Genomic DNA, 16167 nt, shown 5'->3' with positions numbered 1-16167 from the left:
CCCTCCGGTCGTCAGATGGCCATCATGATCCTTTGACCGCGAGCTAACTGATTTGGTATCTGTATATATATACAGTATTCTTTCAGGTCTCTCTCATGGGCAACGCAACTATTCTTGGCCCGCTGGGCAGCTCCGATATCGAGCTGCCCTTTTTTTCTTTCCGGGTTCCTGCCGGCTTTCCGAGCCCCGCGCAAGATCACATCGAGAAGAAGATCTCGCTGGATGAGCTTCTCAACGTCTTTGCGCCTCAGTCCTACTACGTACGTGTCGTGGGCGACAGCATGATCGGCGTCGGCCTATTCGATGATGATGTGGTGATCGTCGATCGCTCGCTCGAAGCGGTTTCCGGCGACGTCATCATCGGCGCGATCGACAACGACCCACTGGTAAAGACCTACACCCGTGAAGGCAACCAGGTGATTCTCCGATCAGAGAATCCAGCTTATGCGCCGCGGTACGTGCTTGAGGGTGAGCAGTTCGAGGTGTGGGGCGTAGTAAAAGGTGGGCTGCGCATGTTCCGCGGTCATGCTTGAGCCTGTCGTCGCGCTGATTGACTGCAACTCGTTCTATTGCAGTTGTGAGCGTGTATTCCGCCCCGATCTTCGCCGAGTCCCGCTGGTGGTACTCAGCAACAATGACGGCTGTGTGATCGCCAGGTCTGCCGATGCCAAGCCCTTTGTGAAAATGGGTGAACCGTACCACCTGGTGGAAAAGGTGTTGCGAGAGCATGGCATTTTGGCTTTCAGCTCGAACTATGCGTTGTACGGCGATATGTCGGAGCGGGTGATGGCGGTGATAGAGGGCATGGTTCCCGGTGTGGAGGTTTACAGCATTGATAAGAGTAAGTTGCATACTGTGGACGCCTAAAGTGAAATAGGGCAACCATGGACATTGACGCGTTTTCTTACAGGGATATCTCGTGGCTACCGTCGAGCACATTCACTTCAGTCCGCATGACCTTTCTGTCACAGACCGCCTGACTACCTACTCGGCGAATAACTCCCGTGTAGTGATCGAAGGACTACCACAAATATTCTGGGAAGATTGCTTGCCTTGGAGAGAAGCCAATCTTTGGGCTATGGAGAGAGTTACCAGTGGTGAGGCACTCCTTAAGACCGTTTCGAGCAACCTGAACGGGCTGTTGAACTATGCGAAGTTTTTGGAGAGTCGCGGGCTTCAATGGTTTGAGTTTCCGTCTCGGAAGGCTGATCGGTGTCTCGTCCAGTATCGTGGGTCTCTCATCAAGGCTCGAGATGCTGGTCATATCAGCCCTGCTACGGCTTCTGAGTACATGCGTAACTGCATCAGCTTCTACAGATGGGTTAAGAGGCGTGGTCTCCTATCCCCACGTTTGCCGCTGTGGCAGGACAAGCGCTTTCTCATCAAATACTTCGATCAGGTCGGCTTTGAGCGAACCCTGCGTGGTACTACTACCGATTTGGGTATTCCCAATCGCAAACGCATTGGGATCACTTTGGAAGGTGGGCTGTTTCCTGTGTCGTCATCTGATCGCGACACCATTCTCGACTTCGCAAAGCGTAATGCCTCACCCGAGCTTTACCTGATGCTAGCTCTAGGCTTTTTCACGGGTATGCGGCTGGGGACAATCTGCGATCTTCGTATCGATACTTTGGAGCGTGCTATACCTGATCCGGCAGCTAAAGGTCTGCTTCGGATATCGGTAGGACCAGGAGCGTCCCCGGCGGTGCATACAAAATTTGGAGTGAATGGCCAGGTATGGATTCCCGAATCTTTGTGTTCAGAAGTCTTGGAATACGCCAAGAATCTTCGCAGGTTGACTCGCGAAACATTTGCTGCGCGTGAGAATCAAGACCTAGTGTTCTTGACTCGTTTCGGAAATCCATTCGGACGTCGCAACAGCGATCAGTCTTCGGCCATAAACGTTGAAATGTCATCGCTCAGGAAATCAGGTACCGCAGCTGGGATCAAGGCGCTCAGGAAGTTTCGCTTCCACCAGTCCCGATGCACTTTTGGGTCCGAGCTAGCTAAGCTAGCTTTAGCAAATTGCGCTGATGTAGCGATAGTGATAGCAATCGTCAGCAATGCATTGCTTCACGGTCGAAACTCGGAGGCCACCACCTTCAAATACATCAAGTTTGTGCAGGCCGCCCCCGCTAAGCAGGCCATTGCGAACACCTTCATGACTGCGTTTACAGGGATTACTTCGAGGCAAAAGGCGAGAGATGAGTAAGCTGACGTCGTCATACCTGACGTTTCCGATGCTTGAGTACGGGAAAAACGAGACGCCTTGGGATCTTGCACCGCTTTTATACAGCGGTGGTGCTGCGGAAAAAGTGAAGGCAGTACGCAGTAAAATCGCCTCAGGTGCTTTAGGGGATCCTTTACTGGAGCGGTCGGAGCTTGTGAAAAGGCTACATGATTGTCTGACCGATGACCTTTCCGGCGGAGGAAGCCGGTTTTCGGCGGCTAACAAGATCGGTGCGTTGAGGAATTTTTTTCAGTGGGTGGATCAGTTCGAACATCCATTGAGTATTGATACTGTCGTGGAAGCATACTTGAGGTGGACTGAGCATCTTCTTCAGCGTCACCGCGTAGCCGGATACATGACTGCCCAATCGTTATACGACGTAGCCAGTTTGACAGCGACGATGCTTGATCGAGTGTTAGGCCGAAGTTCAACCGTCCTGTACAGCACACGGATTCGCAAGCCCAGAGGTAAGGGAAAGTTGAACAGCGGGTGTGCGGACAAGCAAAGCCTGGAAGATAGTTTTGCATTTGGCCATTTTCTCACTGATATCTGCGAGTCCCTAAGCTACGAGGCTACTACTGGGAGACTGCCTGTATTGGTCACACTGCGAAGCGGTCAACAGCAGGAGTTTTGGTGTAAATCGAAACAGAGCACGCACAAGAAAACTCCCAGATGCCCGCGTGAGATCGAGGCGATTGCCCGGAACGTGGAGCTTCGGAGTTCCGATACCTCAATCGGTACCCGTCACTCTGTTGTAAACCTACGAATCGAAGCCGAGCTTCTGATGTTCATTGCTCAAACCGGACTGAATCTTTCACAGGCGCACAAACTACGATTGGATCAATTCAACTACACCAGTCACCTTGATGGTTACCAAGTTCGGACTTATAAAAACCGACGTGGCGGTGAGGTTCTATTTGAAATTTTTTCCAGCTACAGGGATTGGTTCGAGCGTTACATCAAATGGCGGAATGCATGGTTCCCAGATGATATCGACGGTCTACTTTTCCCTCTCGTTCGTCTTGGTGGACGCCTTGCTTTGGAGGCCCCACAATTCACAGCACTAGGGCGGATTTGTGCTGAACTTGGCGTTAAGATGATCAAGCCTCGGAAATTACGCGGTGCCCGCATCAATTGGCTCTTACGAGAATCGCATAACCCGCACCAAGTGGCTGACATTGCGCAGCACACGGCCGAAACTCTCATTAGGGTTTACGCTGAACCAAATCCGCAAATCGCTATGGTTGAAATCAGTCGATTCCACCAACAAGCCGATCCAGCCATCTGTTCACCTGCCCCAGGTACTTGTGTGACACCCTTACCCAAATCGGTTTTAGATGCTCCGACCAGTGCCCCTGTGCCAGATTGCATCAATGCGTCCGGCTGTCTTTTCTGCGTGAATCACCGAGATATTGAAAGCGAAGATCACGTTTGGTCTCTAAGCAGCTTGCGGGTGCTCAAAAGCTTGGAGCTTGCAAGGTATCGCCCAACGGCAAATGGAGAGGGGACTGTTGCTGAGCATCCTGCGATGCTTGCTGTAGAGCGTTTAAGTGCCAAGTTGCGGTTCTTTCAAGAAAGCGGCGAGGTACGTCGACTCTGGGTAGATGAGGCGCGAGCGCGTATTGCCGAGGAAAACTACCACCCGGCATGGGACGGGTTCATCCGCCTCGCGGAACTTAGAACTAGGTCTTCGATATGAATATGCTGACCTCATTTGGACTCTCAATCGAGTCGCCTCTTGCTGCTCCTGAAGGACCAAATTATCGTCCCGAAAGCTGGCCGCCATCACCTGATTGGCCTGTTGTTATCGATGCGCAAGGTAATGTGGTCAGTCGTTGGGCCGATCCGATTTGGAGGCTCGACCCATGGGCGAAAAAAGCGATGACTCTCAACTTTGGAGACGGGCCAGAGAGAAAGTCGGTGGCGCCTATTAGTCCTGAGAACGCTAATCTTCTTAGGGTAGTCACAGGCTGGTGGCTATACGGACCTTATGGCGCTCGAAGTTGCAGATCCCTTAAGACACGCTTCGACCAGGTCCGGCGGCTTTTTGTGCTTTGCGAAGAGGCCGGAATACTTGCCAGCGAATTGAGCCAATTTCCACGTGTATGCGAACGAATTCCTAATTTTCTTCATGCCTCAAGAAAGACCGAGTTTCTGTCATTAATGCATGAGCTTTACGCGTCACGGAGATCCGTAGGGTTTACGTTGCTGGATTCACGCTCGCTAACTCGTCTGGCTGCGCTGTTTCCAGTTCACCAAATATCTCAAACGCCGTACATACCTCCACGTATCTGGCACTACCAAGTCACGAGGCTACGAGAGTGTCTTGATGGCTTCTTATCCCATCGAGAACAGATTGAAGCTTGTTATCGGTTCAGTGTCGCGGCTTACGAACATAACCAGAGAGTTTCGGGAAGATGGGAGTGCTCAAACGCACCGCCTTTTTGCGGCCATGGCAACCAGTTATCGGGCGCTAAGACGGGGCTTCGGTTTCACGGATCGTTTGCGGATACCGCGAAGCGCTTCGGCATCTGTGAGTTACTTGAACGTTGGGTCGGGCATGATGGTGCCTTGCAAATACGTGAGCTGACTAGCTATCTGAAATTGGTCAACCGCGTTGGTTTAGCTTACATCCTTAACTTCAGTCTCATGCGGGTCGAAGAAGCTTGGAATCTTCGAGCCGGGTGCCTTGACGTCGAGCACGACAAGAGTTTCGGCGATATTTTTTTGTTACGTGGGCAGACGACAAAAACGCTGTCTGATAGCGACGCCCTGTGGGTCACGTCCCCATCTGCAGAGGTCGCAGTGACGGCGATGGAGGTGATCTCTCTGTTTCGCTCATTACACTCATCTGCCTTAGAAGCGAGAGGTCTTGCTGGGCGTTATTTGACCGATTCTTATCATGAGCCGTGGCTCTCAGTGCGCAAAAAAGATGACCACTCGCTGAGACCGAGCATTCCGTCATATTCTGAACTTTTGCGGCAATACGACAAGCTCTTTGACTTGGACCGCTTGCGTATTACGGCTGAGGATCTGAAGTTAGCCAGGCTAGCTACCCCAACGCTGCCGGAGGACTATCAGGTAGGCGCTGTATGGCCGTTGGCATGGCATCAGTTGCGTAGAACCGGGGCAGTAAACATGCAGGCTTCCGGGCTAGTAAGTGATGCTTCGCTTCAGTACCAGCTCAAGCACATCACACGCGCGATGAGCCTTTACTACGGACAAAATCACTCGCGGGTGCGTTTGGAGGAGAAGGCTCACACTCTCTACGTTCGCACAATGTACGAGACGCTTGGAAGAGAGCTACAGCAGCTTGCGAGTGAGCGTTTTGTCAGTCCCCATGGGGATAAACGTAAGGCTGAGATCGTTCGACTGATCTCGCCCGAGGATGCAAAGAAGGTGATCGGTTTGGCGAAGACGGGCTCGGTCGCATGTCGCCAGATCCTTCTTGGGGTCTGTTCGAGTCGCGCGCCTTGTCCATATGGAGGAATCGACAACATTGCCCACTGCGGGGGCGGCGACTCAAAGGACGCAAAACCTTGCCCCGATGTGCTGTATGACTCAGAACGATTGGATTCGGTAGATGATCTTGAACATATCCTCCAGGAACGGCTTGCTACTGCTCAGGATGGAAGCCCGCTCATGGAGTCTTTAATGGCTCAACAGCGAAGCGTGCAGAGCTTCCGTCGTGCCATAAGGGACGGAAATGGACATTGAACCCACTGCTCGTCGCAGCGCGGCTGATCAATACAGGGACGCTTTTGAGCGCCTGAAGCTTGATAGGCCACGAATTCTGGCGAAGGGGGCTCCGGTCACCCAGAACAACGTGGCGAGAGAGGCTGGGAGCGATCCGTCGGCACTGAAGAAATCGCGTTTCCCGAGTCTCATCGCAGAGATAAAAAAGTACGTAGAGCAACATGCGGAGGAGCGACCTCCGTCGTTGAATCAGGTAAATATTCTTGCCCGTCAGAAAAGTCGCGCCTTGCGTGATCGGATTGAGCACGTTGCCCGGCAGCGCGACCAGCTCGCAAGCTTATTGAGTGAAGCGGATGCGAAAATCCTAGAGCTGTATGACCGTATCGCTCAGCTTGAGGAGCAGTTGCCTGCGTCCAACATAATTTCGTTGGATCCGCGTGGGCCGAGAAAGCTTTGAGATTGCAGCTCACATACAGCAAGTCGCGTGGGCGCTAATTCCCCCCGCCGACGCCGACGCCGACGCCGACGCCCAGGTCTAGGGCGCCCAGCTCGCGTTTAACCGTAGCGAAGAGGTCATCTACCTCGACTTCTTCACTGAGGACGAAGCTTGCTGTAAGCAGAGTGAGAGGGTGAACACCAATGGTTTCGCTCAGTGCTTGGACCTTCTCAAGCGTTGGAGACTGTAGTCCTCGCTCCAGTGCGCTCAGATACGTCCGCCCACTGACTCTCACGAAGCCCTCCTGGGTTAGACCTGCGTCTTTTCGTAGTAGACGCAGAGCTTTCCCAAATCCTTCATTCAGTTCCATTTGCTTCTCTCACAAAAGGAACGATGAAGCGGTAGTGCGCCTTATAACGCTACACGTTATAATGTGCATTTTGAGGGGTGGCGTTATGTTTCTGACTTTTGATCACGCAGAAATACCCGTCGGCGCCTTAATTCGTGGTGGCCGGACTTGGCGTTACGTTGAGTACTTGCCCTCATTTCCCTATTTCCACGTCACTGTTTTGGACTTGGACGAAGACATTGGAAGGCCAACGGTGCTGCTTATCAACACCGTTCATGACTTGCTAGAGCTGATTCAGGAATCCAGAGGTTGGGAGATCCAGGAGATTCAGTTAGTTAGCTCTGGACAGATCAACGGTGAGGGGCGATGGCTCATGGAAGGGCTTAGCGCTATCCAGACGACGGCGCTAGGAAACCGTACTACCTACTCATACACCGTGAAATCTGGGAACGTTTACTTTGAGCGCCCGGAAGCCGCACGTTACTGCTCCGATGCATGGATGACGGTTTACAGCGTTGCTAAGAATTGCTGATCCAACTATGCAACTTCGTCGTTTCACCTTGATCAGTTCGACAGGAGAGCTATGAAATTTATGGAAGTATTGCCTTCAGTGGTCGACAGAGTTCTGATGGCGGGCGAGCTTCTATCTGCAGAGTGGTCACGTGTAGATGGGCCGCGAGGCGTGGGCGACAAAGCGCTTATTGATATCGAGATCGAAGAGGTGTTGCGTGCGGGGCTACTAGAAATTCTTGATTGTGACTTCTGGGGTGAAGAGACGGCGCCCCGTATGACCGGCAATAAATACTGCTGGGTGGTTGATCCAAACGACGGAACCGCTGACTTCCTGCAAGGACGTCCAGGGTCAGCCGTCTCCGTAGGTCTTTTGTGCAACGCCACCCCTGTGCTCGGAGTGGTTTATGCGCCTATTACGTCGGATCGCGGAAGAGATTGCGTGTCATGGGCACAGGGAATGCCTAGCCTCATTCGCAATGGACGAGCCGTAGCGAACGTCCTATCGCAACTGCGATTGCAGCCTGGGAGCGCTGTATTAGTAAGTATTGGCGCATTGAAACAGCCTGCTCTTAATGCTGAGCTTTGCGATCCAGCCGGCTTTGTTCCTATGCCAAGTATCGCCTACCGTCTTGCTCGTGTTGCCGTAGGAGATGCGGTAGCTGGTGTCTCTCTGGTTGCTGTATCTGCACATGATGTTGTGGGAGGCCATGCGTTGTTGATCGGCGCCTGCGGCGTGCTACTCGATCAAGATGGTAGCCCCGTTTGTTACGAGTCGGAGTCTAGAATGAAGCTCGCCTCATCTCGATGTTTTGGGGGAGCTCTCGATGCCTGTCGGCAGCTTGTATCTAGGGATTGGGGGCGGCTGTTTCGATAAGTCCTACATCATCCTTGGTCGGTAACCCAGCAATTTTGCTGTTAGCACCTAGTCGAGAAAGCGAGTAGCCTTACCTTGCTTGCTCCGAGAATTAGTTGGCACCAGCCTCCCCTTGGAGACACCTGAAAGCCCGCCTTGATGGCGGGTTTTTTTATGGCGCGCGAAACTGCACGACGACGGGCAGCGATCGGCCAAATGCAGCCACTGATTAGGTAGGCCGAGCAGGGAACCAGATGACTGAGCTGATCCTTGGATAACCTATTTGAACCGTCAGAGAGTGAAACTTTCGGCAGATACGATCTCTCCGTACCGAACCCTGAATTTTTTTCATGAAAGCAAAATGCTACTATCTGCCGCAAGGGCCGAAGATACATTATCTAAGACTGATTCTTCTCGAAATACCCGATTAGCCCTGCTCTATTACCCCAGAAACGGAACCCTCTGATGAGCTGTCTTATTTGCGGAATCACACCCACAATAAAATCCCACCTTCTACCAAAAACTTTTGCCCGAGAGGTGCAAGTAGGAAAAGCTCACGCCTTAGTCAGAAGCCCTGAGGATTTTGATCATACCCAGTCTGGGATTTTCGAGAAAGACATACTCTGCAAAGACTGCGACAACAGCTTGGGCAAACTTGAAAACATTGCTGCTCAAACATTCCGAAAAATAAGAAGTTCTGCAATAGGTGCTGCTATTGGCAGCTACGCGCTGCCAGGTTCGGCGGGGGATGATATATTGCGATTTGCTGCAGGCATCCTGTGGAAATATAGCGTTGCTTCCGAGCAGAATGGCCGAATTGATTTAGGCCCCTATGGTGAAATATTAAGAAATATCGCATTCAACCAAAGCCCAATACCAGCGAGTATTGATGCTCTGCTGTTTCGCCTGAAGAGCCACGATAAGGATGACGGAGTTTTTGCATATCGCACACCAAAACCAGATCGACAGGAAGGTATGAATGGTTACCGGCTACTTGTTGGAGGCATGTTTATCTTCATAAAGATTGATAAGCAGATACCAAAAACCCATGCTTACCAATTAGGGTCAATACGCGGTAAAACCGATCTACCTTACATTGTCCTGCCCGCACAAAAATTTGAAGAATTCAGCAAGGCAAGCAATTTAGTAAAGAGTGAGCATCTGTCCGCATTTCTGGACAAGCAAGAAAATAAACCCCAGGAATAAAAATCAGGCCATTTAAAGCCACACCAAATAATTTACCACCCATCAAATCACGACACAATAATGAGAGAGGGACTTTCGATGCACAATTTTGACAACAAAGCTTATAGCGACTTGGTTGCCGACTTGCTCAATGATGCACTCTACATAGATGGTAGATCTAACAGAGGAGTTATATCAACCATCAGGCAATATGCTGAAGTCATAGTGCGCCGGATTCTGGACCTGCCTACAAACAAACGCATGATGCTAGGTGATGAGGCAGTAAAATCAGGATTGAAGAGTGCTAGCCGCGGAAACGAGTCACTGAGCTTGGCAATTGAAAAAATTCGAAGCATGGGAAACAAGTGCACTCACACTCAAGAACTCGGCCCAATAACAGATTGTGACGTAGAACAGGCATTTGATGCTTTGTTTGATATGTATGCTTATCTGTTTGTGGATTTCTTCACCAAACACACGTTCGGACATCATGAAGAAATAGTTTCAGCGTTCTCTATACTGCCACCAATCATTCGTTATAAAGCGCTAAAGGAATTAAACCACCTTGATTCGCACAATATTTCGGTTATTGACAAATACTCCCTGGTTATACTAAAAGCTTTTGACCTTGCGCAGGCCCAGAAGTGGGTTGAAGAACAGAAAGAATCTTTGATTGAAATGCCAGCTTTTACCGAGAAGGGTATAGAGGAAATCAAAAAAAATCTTGGCGCAGCGGTAGCGCGCGATGTTATGAATAATGCGCCCAATATGTTTGATTGCTGTATGGACAGACTGACAGAGGTCGCGTCTACTCTTGAAGAGAATGGACTGCTCTACAATGATTTTGAAAGCGCCATGGATTTATTCAAGCGTAAGGGGCACATCCATGAAAGCTCAACCGAAGCTGATGAATTTAACTCGCTAATGGAGTTTTGCTATTTGGGCCGAAAGCTCAAGCCCAATCATAAGCTTGACGCAATATCTAAGTATTTGTCATTTATTTGATGATTTGTGAAGGTGGATTTTCCAGGGAATGAGTGACTTTACCACGTTAGAGCTGCTTACTTTCAAGCGCCCATACACTCTGTGAGTTGCTTGGGACCCTCCCGAACTAGATATCCACATCGTAGTGCTGCTTTTGGCCGATTGCAGCCGGTGGCGACATGCAGCTACCGGCCCAGAGTGTGTAAAAACGCTTCGTCAAAATTGAAGTGCGCATCTCTACGTGAAATCTGAAATTTATCGGCGCGTCAGCAGATGTGGATTTCGCCCAGATGCGCGATTTCCAGTCCGGTTTTGAGTACCTGTCGCGCTCAAAAAAGTTTTTACACAGCCTCGGCCATAAGCGGACACTGGCTACCCCATATGGGTCAAGAACAATACTTAGCAAACCAACGTGGTTCAGGCGTGGGTTGTCACCCACCTTTTTTAGGCGGTGGCGGCGGTGCTGAAGGCGGCGCAGAAGGCCTTTGGCTTGTCGTCTCTTTATTGACCCCACCCTGAACCGGGGAGCCAGGGTTGCCACCAATCTTCTTCGTCATTTCGAATCTCGTTTCGGTGGCGGGGGCGGTGCTTTCGGAGGCTGAGCCGGTCGAATGTTTGTCGGAGCAGGCGGATTTACATTAATGCCATCCTGAGTACCCACCCAACCAGACTTCCCCTGATCAGTTCTGCTAGCCATACAGTTCACCACTCATTTCTTAGGCGGCGGCGGGGCTGTCGGCGCCATCGCAGGGCGGACATTTGCTGGGGCTGGGGGATTTGCTCCATTAGTCTGTACACCTGAGCCAGGCGAACTGACCATCTTCTCTGAATCGCTCACAGGCTTACTCCTACTTCAGAACCTCAACGAAATGGATGTCACTATTTCCAATCAGAACGAACTCACCCGAACACTCATAGTAAGTGTCATCAACAATCCACGCTGCCTGTTCGAGCAAAAAATGCCCTGTGCTTGGATCCGTTGGCCAAACTCTTGGATACCCGCATAGCCGCCGCCCATCCAGCAAATGTAGCACTAGGCAACGTTTAGGGTACTTCCTGAAGACGAGGCACCATTCGGAGTACGAAGCACGGGAGGTGAAGCGAAGCTTTCGTGCCAGCGCATACAACGTGTCGTTGTTGGCAGCAAACGCCAAGGACAGACCTAGGAGAATCGCGCATACAACCGACCAAATGGTGGCGACGTAGTCATTCCACGGCCCCAAAACCTGCCAGTTAGTCCCTATCCACTTTGCGAACAGCTCAATGCCGAGCACCAGGATGCTTATCAGGCCAGTGCCTATTAGAGCCTGAATCGTCCTTTCAAATTGGCTTGGCTTTGGTGACTCAGAAAGCCAATAGAAGATCACCGTGGTTACAAATCCGGGGATAAGGAATTGCACGAGAGGTATTATTTTTGTGGCTAGGTCTTCCATTCCGACCATCCGCTTATCAGTCGCTTCGACTATACCTCCGCCTCGTTGGCTCATGCACCTGCTGCCTACAAGGGAACGGCTGCCCATCGGCATGTCCCACAAGAAGGCGCCAGACAGGCACCTATCCGTAATTTCGCTAGCCACTGGCGCCGGCTGCTGAAGCTGCTATCCGCACTCCCTTGCGCCAGGGCAATCCACGAGGGCTTTTTCCGCGCTATTGTGCACGATCTAGGTTGTGTAGAAGCTAAGTCAGCATTACCTCCGTTTGACTCTGTGTGAAGGGATTTTCATGTTTCTGCGAGCGTTAGAGATCGATGGCTTCAAGTGCTTCAACGCTGGTTTCTCTATCGAATTCCACAATGGACTGAACGTGCTAGTTGGAGAGAACGGAGCCGGTAAGACTGGCGTCGTCAGCGCAATACGCCAGTTGTTCAATGACTCGGAGTCAGGCAAGCGCTCGATCCACGAGCGAGATTTCTATCGCGGCTTTGAAGCGGACGCGGTGCCTACCGAGACCATGCGTATTGCGGCTACCTTCAGCGATCTAAACCAGGAGGAAAGCACCGCTTTCATAGATTGGTGCGGCAAGGATCCGGAAGCCAAACTCAATTTCGACGCAATCAACCGAGAGTCCCGCGGCCGTTACCGGCATCAGATTTTGGGGGGGCATCAGCGCGTGAAACCGGTCGATCCAGAAACGCTCGACCTAATTCATTGCATCTACCTTCCACCACTACGCGATGCTGAGATAAAGCTTCGTGAAGGGAGGCAATCTCGCCTTGCCCGGCTATTGAAGGCTCTGTGTCGCAAGGAGCTGGACGCCTGTCGAAAGGAAGGCACTGCCCATCCATTGGAGCAGTATGTTGGCGACTTCAACAAAGAGCTTTCTGAGAGCGATAAGTACGCTATCAAGCAGGCCAATAAGCGAATTGGGGACAACCTCAAGCAAGCGCTGGGCATGAACTTATCCCAGGGCACTCTCATTCAGTTTTCTGAGGTCAACTTTTCCAAAATCGTCGAAGGTCTGAGGCTCCTGTATTACCCCGACCTGAGTGAGGCGGCCGCGACCCAGTTCAGGTCGCTTGAAGAAAATAGCCTGGGTTACAACAACCTCTTATACATCGCCTCGATCTTGGCCGAGTTGATCCTGGAGGCTGACGAGGATCGCGGAGAAGATACTTACCTACGGCTACTGCTGATCGAGGAGCCGGAAGCACATCTGCACCCGCAGCTTCAGATTCGCCTGCTCAAACATCTGAAAACTGTCGCGGAGAAGCAAGGGATCCAGGTCATCGTGACCACTCACTCGACAGTCATATCCTCTGCTGTATCGGTGGAGAACATCATTCATCTGTCGCGGAAGGACGCACCGGTAGCAGTACCGTTGCGCAGCTGTGGCCTCTCAGATCCCAGCAGGAAATTCATTGATCGCTGGCTCGACGTAACCAAATCTAACCTGCTTTTCTCGAGGGGGGTAATCCTCGTCGAAGGCATCGCTGAGGCCATTGTTGTTCCTGAGCTTGCGCGAATTGTCCTGAAAGAAAATGGGGAGGGGCGCAACACCCTAGAGGACTTTGGTGTCTCGGTGATTAACCTGAACGGCATCTACTTCAAGCACTTCATGCAGCTGTTTTGCGATGTCGATGGGGAGCCGAAAAGCCTAAACATTCCGGTTCGATGTGCGGGGCTAACTGATAACGATCCACCGAAATCCGTAGAGACAGTTGAGGATGCCGAGGGCAAGAAGACTGCAGTCCCTTATCTTCCACACGCCGATAGCTTCATGGCGGGTGAAAACCACGCCCTCAAGCTCGTTCCACTGATTGCGGAATCTGAGCATGGAAGGCTGTTTGCCGGAAGCTACAAGACGTTCGAGTATGACCTCGCACTTGAGGGGAACAATCTCGCCCGAATGTTTAAAGCTGCATCCAGCTACTGGCCTACTCAGGGGCCAGTGAAAAAGGGGCTTCACGCCAGATCAGAGCTCAAGTTTGCAGAGATGGGGAATCAGGAACGGGCGAATTACGCGTGGGAGCTCTTAGAGCGCATCGACTCAGATGACATGGGCAAGGGGCTCTACGCACAGATCCTGGCAGATGAACTGGCGGCGAACCAGGAGGGTGAGTTCCTCGTTCCCAACTACATTCGTGATGCCGTACTGTGGGCCTGTGAGCTCACGCTAGAGAAACACGAATGACGCCTCTCACCCCGGAACAGCGGGCCTATATCAGGGCATCGCTGAGTGAGCATGTATACCTGCGAGCTTGCCCTGGGAGTGGGAAAACCGAGGTAGTCGCCGCGATGATCGCGAACGCCTCTCGGGTATGGCAGCGGTCACCATCGGGCATTGCGGTTCTGACCTTCAGCAACAGCGCGACCGATGAGCTGAAGGATCGGCTGCATGAGCACCTGGGCGAAGCGCTACCGCATCCGCACCGCGTTTCAACTTTTGACAGTTTTCTGCTGAACCACGTCGTAGGGAATATCGCTACCCACCTGACAGGGTATCCGGGTCGTGATGGCGATTACAGGATCAGGCTACTCGATAAGAGCTCCAACATTTACCTGACCCGTACCAAGATCGGTGAAAGGAGGATATCTGCCTGCAAGTACGACTATGACATTGTGACTAGGCGCTTCGAATTCACGACGGGGGATCTGACCGAGGTCAAGCTGAACGCCGTTGAACAAAGCCCTGAAATGATTGATGACCTAACCGAGACCAAGCGACGATTTTGGCGTGGGGGATTTGCCACATATCGCGACATAGACATGCTTGCGCTCAAAGCCCTGAGAGACGCTGCTTTCGAGGGCTATTTTGCGAAGGTGGTTCGCAGATTCCCCATAGTGGTCATTGATGAGTGCCAAGACTTGTCTGCTGAGCAGCTATCGATTGTCCGGCAGCTGGCCCGAAGAGGCATGAAATTTCACTTCGTGGGTGATCTGAACCAATCCATCTATGGATTCCGAAAGTCAGATCCTGCCAGGGTTCGCATACTGCTTGAGGAGCTCAATTTTACTGAGTACGCGCTGACAGCTAACTGGAGAAGCGGCCAAGCCATCGTAGATCTCTGCAGTGATCTGCTGCGTGTAGCAAGAAGCGCGGGGAATCCAGGCATCGAACCCTTGAAGCCCCTACTGATTCAGTACCAAGAATGTCCATCGGAACTCACTCCGAAGATAACCGAGCTCACACATGCTTACCAAAACGTCGTCGTTGTTGCTCGAGGGTACACAACGCTCCAGCGCTTCACCCGCGGAACATCTGAGCTTGCGGCCATAGAAGAATTGGCCCTGTCATGCGTCTTGATCGAGAGCCAAAACCTTGAGGAGGTACGGCAGGCGCTAAAATTATTTGCGGAATGGTTGGCTTCCAAGCTGAGCTTTGACGTTTCGCCGGGCAGTCTCTCATGCCCCATACAGGTCGAGTCGAATCTGGAATGGCGCCAGTTCATCTTCCAATGTCTCAAGTTCCTGAGCAGTTGCGGCGCCTCGAATCTTGAGCTCACTTGGAAAGAGTGGGCAGCTCAAACAAAGCGGGTGATACAGTCGCTCCCTGATCAGCTGTTCGTACCGCGAGCTATTGTGCCGCTGCTAGAGGGACTTAGGGGCATGAGTCTGTCTGCCCCCGCAGGTAAAGGAGCTGACGCGCTCGCCAAACAACTACTTCAAGTAGGGCAGCAATCCATCTCCAACCATAGGGTCGCCACCATCCACCAGGTTAAAGGCGAATCCCATGACGCTACAGTGCTCCTCTCTTCGCTCAAGGCTGGCTCCCAGGGAAACTGGAAGGACTGGCTGCAAGATCCGCTTTCGGAAGCTGCACGATTCGCTTACGTCGCCAGCTCGAGACCCCGACACTTACTCATTTGGGGGGTCAAAGCATTGAAGCCAGACGAGCGAGATCGGATAGCTGGTTTGGGCTTTGAGATCGTTGACTGATCGACGCTGTACATAACGTGCTTCTCTGCCGCGATCGCCCATTAGATAGCAGCGATTGGGGGGCTTCTAGCTGCTCCCTTATTCGCCCTGTCTTCCTAAACACTTTTGAGCGACTGCTTCTGGCCCAGAGTGTGTAAAAACGCTTCGTCAAAATTGAAGTGCGCATCTCTACGTGAAATCTGAAATTTATCGGCGCGTCAGCAGATGTGGATTTCGCCCAGATGCGCGATTTCCAGTCCGGTTTTGAGTACCTGTCGCGCTCAAAAAAGTTTTTACACAGCCTCGGCCGGTCGCTGCCCGTCGTGACCAGCAGCAATCGGCCAGAACCAATAGAGCGTCTGGCCGGAATCGAAGGCCGGTCTAAGCGCGTGGAAAACTGGCCGACCATCCTCTTGCTGAAACACAATTTCGCCGTCCAAGCATACTGAGTGCACAGCCAGCCAGCCAGCCGGGCAAGGCTACGTGCGAGGCGGGGCACGTTGTTCGTCCAATCATGGCCATTCTTGGTGAACAACTGCACGACCCGGCCATCGATGCGTGCCAAAA

At 52.0% G+C, this 16167-nt stretch carries 14 protein-coding genes and 1 pseudogene; 13 read left to right on the top strand and 2 right to left on the bottom strand.

The features are described from left to right. The first annotated feature begins 95 nt into the window (after positions 1–95). The 6 genes and pseudogenes from ACZ0AI_RS06410 to ACZ0AI_RS06385 all read left to right on the top strand — a co-directional run bounded on the left by ACZ0AI_RS06410 (position 96) and on the right by ACZ0AI_RS06385 (position 6383). A complete protein-coding gene (locus ACZ0AI_RS06410; RefSeq protein ID WP_042552955.1) occupies positions 96–533 on the top strand; it encodes a LexA family protein in 438 nt (145 codons plus the stop codon). After that, positions 526–843 (top strand): annotated as a pseudogene (locus ACZ0AI_RS06405) (Y-family DNA polymerase); the annotation flags it as partial. The gene ACZ0AI_RS06410 and the pseudogene ACZ0AI_RS06405, both read left to right, overlap by 8 nt. Before the next feature lie 76 nt (positions 844–919). Further along, entirely contained in the window at positions 920–2212 is a 1293-nt protein-coding gene (locus tag ACZ0AI_RS06400) for a site-specific integrase (RefSeq protein ID WP_463565048.1), read from the top strand. Continuing rightward, positions 2205–3929, top strand: a complete 1725-nt coding sequence (locus ACZ0AI_RS06395) for a site-specific integrase (RefSeq protein ID WP_463565047.1) — start codon at positions 2205–2207, stop codon at positions 3927–3929. The genes ACZ0AI_RS06400 and ACZ0AI_RS06395 overlap by 8 nt, the downstream gene beginning before the upstream one ends. Further along, on the top strand, positions 3926–5947 hold the full coding sequence (locus ACZ0AI_RS06390; protein ID WP_463565046.1) for a hypothetical protein: 2022 nt from the start codon (positions 3926–3928) through the stop codon (positions 5945–5947). The genes ACZ0AI_RS06395 and ACZ0AI_RS06390 overlap by 4 nt, the downstream gene beginning before the upstream one ends. Further along, the gene (locus tag ACZ0AI_RS06385) at positions 5937–6383 is read left to right on the top strand and encodes a hypothetical protein (protein ID WP_463565045.1); all 447 of its coding nucleotides are present in this window, start codon (positions 5937–5939) and stop codon (positions 6381–6383) included. The genes ACZ0AI_RS06390 and ACZ0AI_RS06385 overlap by 11 nt, the downstream gene beginning before the upstream one ends. A gap of 34 nt (positions 6384–6417) precedes the next feature. Here the strand turns inward: ACZ0AI_RS06385 and ACZ0AI_RS06380 are convergent, their stop codons facing one another. After that, positions 6418–6732 (bottom strand): helix-turn-helix domain-containing protein, encoded by a 315-nt coding sequence (locus ACZ0AI_RS06380; RefSeq protein WP_463565044.1) that lies wholly within the window; start codon positions 6730–6732, stop codon positions 6418–6420. A gap of 85 nt (positions 6733–6817) precedes the next feature. Between ACZ0AI_RS06380 and ACZ0AI_RS06375 the strand changes: the two genes are divergently transcribed. The 4 genes from ACZ0AI_RS06375 (at position 6818) to ACZ0AI_RS06360 (ending at position 10267) form a co-directional block, all read left to right on the top strand. Beyond that, complete coding sequence (locus tag ACZ0AI_RS06375; RefSeq protein ID WP_463565043.1) at positions 6818–7243, top strand: hypothetical protein; 426 nt, start codon at positions 6818–6820, stop codon at positions 7241–7243. Positions 7244–7294: 51 nt separating this feature from the next. Continuing rightward, positions 7295–8098, top strand: a complete 804-nt coding sequence (locus ACZ0AI_RS06370) for an inositol monophosphatase family protein (RefSeq protein WP_463565042.1) — start codon at positions 7295–7297, stop codon at positions 8096–8098. Between the two features lie 444 nt (positions 8099–8542). After that, positions 8543–9283 carry a hypothetical protein gene (locus tag ACZ0AI_RS06365; protein WP_463565041.1) on the top strand — a complete coding sequence of 247 codons (741 nt, stop codon included), beginning with the start codon at positions 8543–8545 and terminating at the stop codon, positions 9281–9283. 78 nt (positions 9284–9361) lie between these two features. After that, positions 9362–10267, top strand: coding sequence for a hypothetical protein (locus ACZ0AI_RS06360; RefSeq protein ID WP_463565040.1), 906 nt, complete (start codon positions 9362–9364; stop codon positions 10265–10267). 827 nt (positions 10268–11094) lie between these two features. Here the strand turns inward: ACZ0AI_RS06360 and ACZ0AI_RS06355 are convergent. Next, positions 11095–11679 carry a DUF6338 family protein gene (locus tag ACZ0AI_RS06355; RefSeq protein ID WP_036991525.1) on the bottom strand — a complete coding sequence of 195 codons (585 nt, stop codon included), beginning with the start codon at positions 11677–11679 and terminating at the stop codon, positions 11095–11097. 289 nt (positions 11680–11968) lie between these two features. On the opposite strand from ACZ0AI_RS06355, the gene ACZ0AI_RS06350 reads away from it, so the two are divergent. The 3 genes from ACZ0AI_RS06350 to ACZ0AI_RS06340 all read left to right on the top strand — a co-directional run bounded on the left by ACZ0AI_RS06350 (position 11969) and on the right by ACZ0AI_RS06340 (position 16049). Further along, positions 11969–13876 carry an ATP-dependent nuclease gene (locus tag ACZ0AI_RS06350; protein ID WP_003282991.1) on the top strand — a complete coding sequence of 636 codons (1908 nt, stop codon included), beginning with the start codon at positions 11969–11971 and terminating at the stop codon, positions 13874–13876. Continuing rightward, on the top strand, positions 13873–15621 hold the full coding sequence (locus tag ACZ0AI_RS06345; RefSeq protein WP_003282989.1) for a UvrD-helicase domain-containing protein: 1749 nt from the start codon (positions 13873–13875) through the stop codon (positions 15619–15621). Before ACZ0AI_RS06350 ends, ACZ0AI_RS06345 begins: the two co-directional genes overlap by 4 nt. A 221-nt stretch (positions 15622–15842) precedes the next feature. Next, positions 15843–16049 carry a hypothetical protein gene (locus ACZ0AI_RS06340; RefSeq protein ID WP_003279917.1) on the top strand — a complete coding sequence of 69 codons (207 nt, stop codon included), beginning with the start codon at positions 15843–15845 and terminating at the stop codon, positions 16047–16049. The last annotated feature ends 118 nt before the right edge of the window (positions 16050–16167 follow it).

It is taken from the genome of Pseudomonas sp. AC355 (assembly GCF_979258205.1).
Note: the sequence above shows the minus strand (reverse complement) of the source record. Positions and strands in the feature narration are given on the sequence as shown.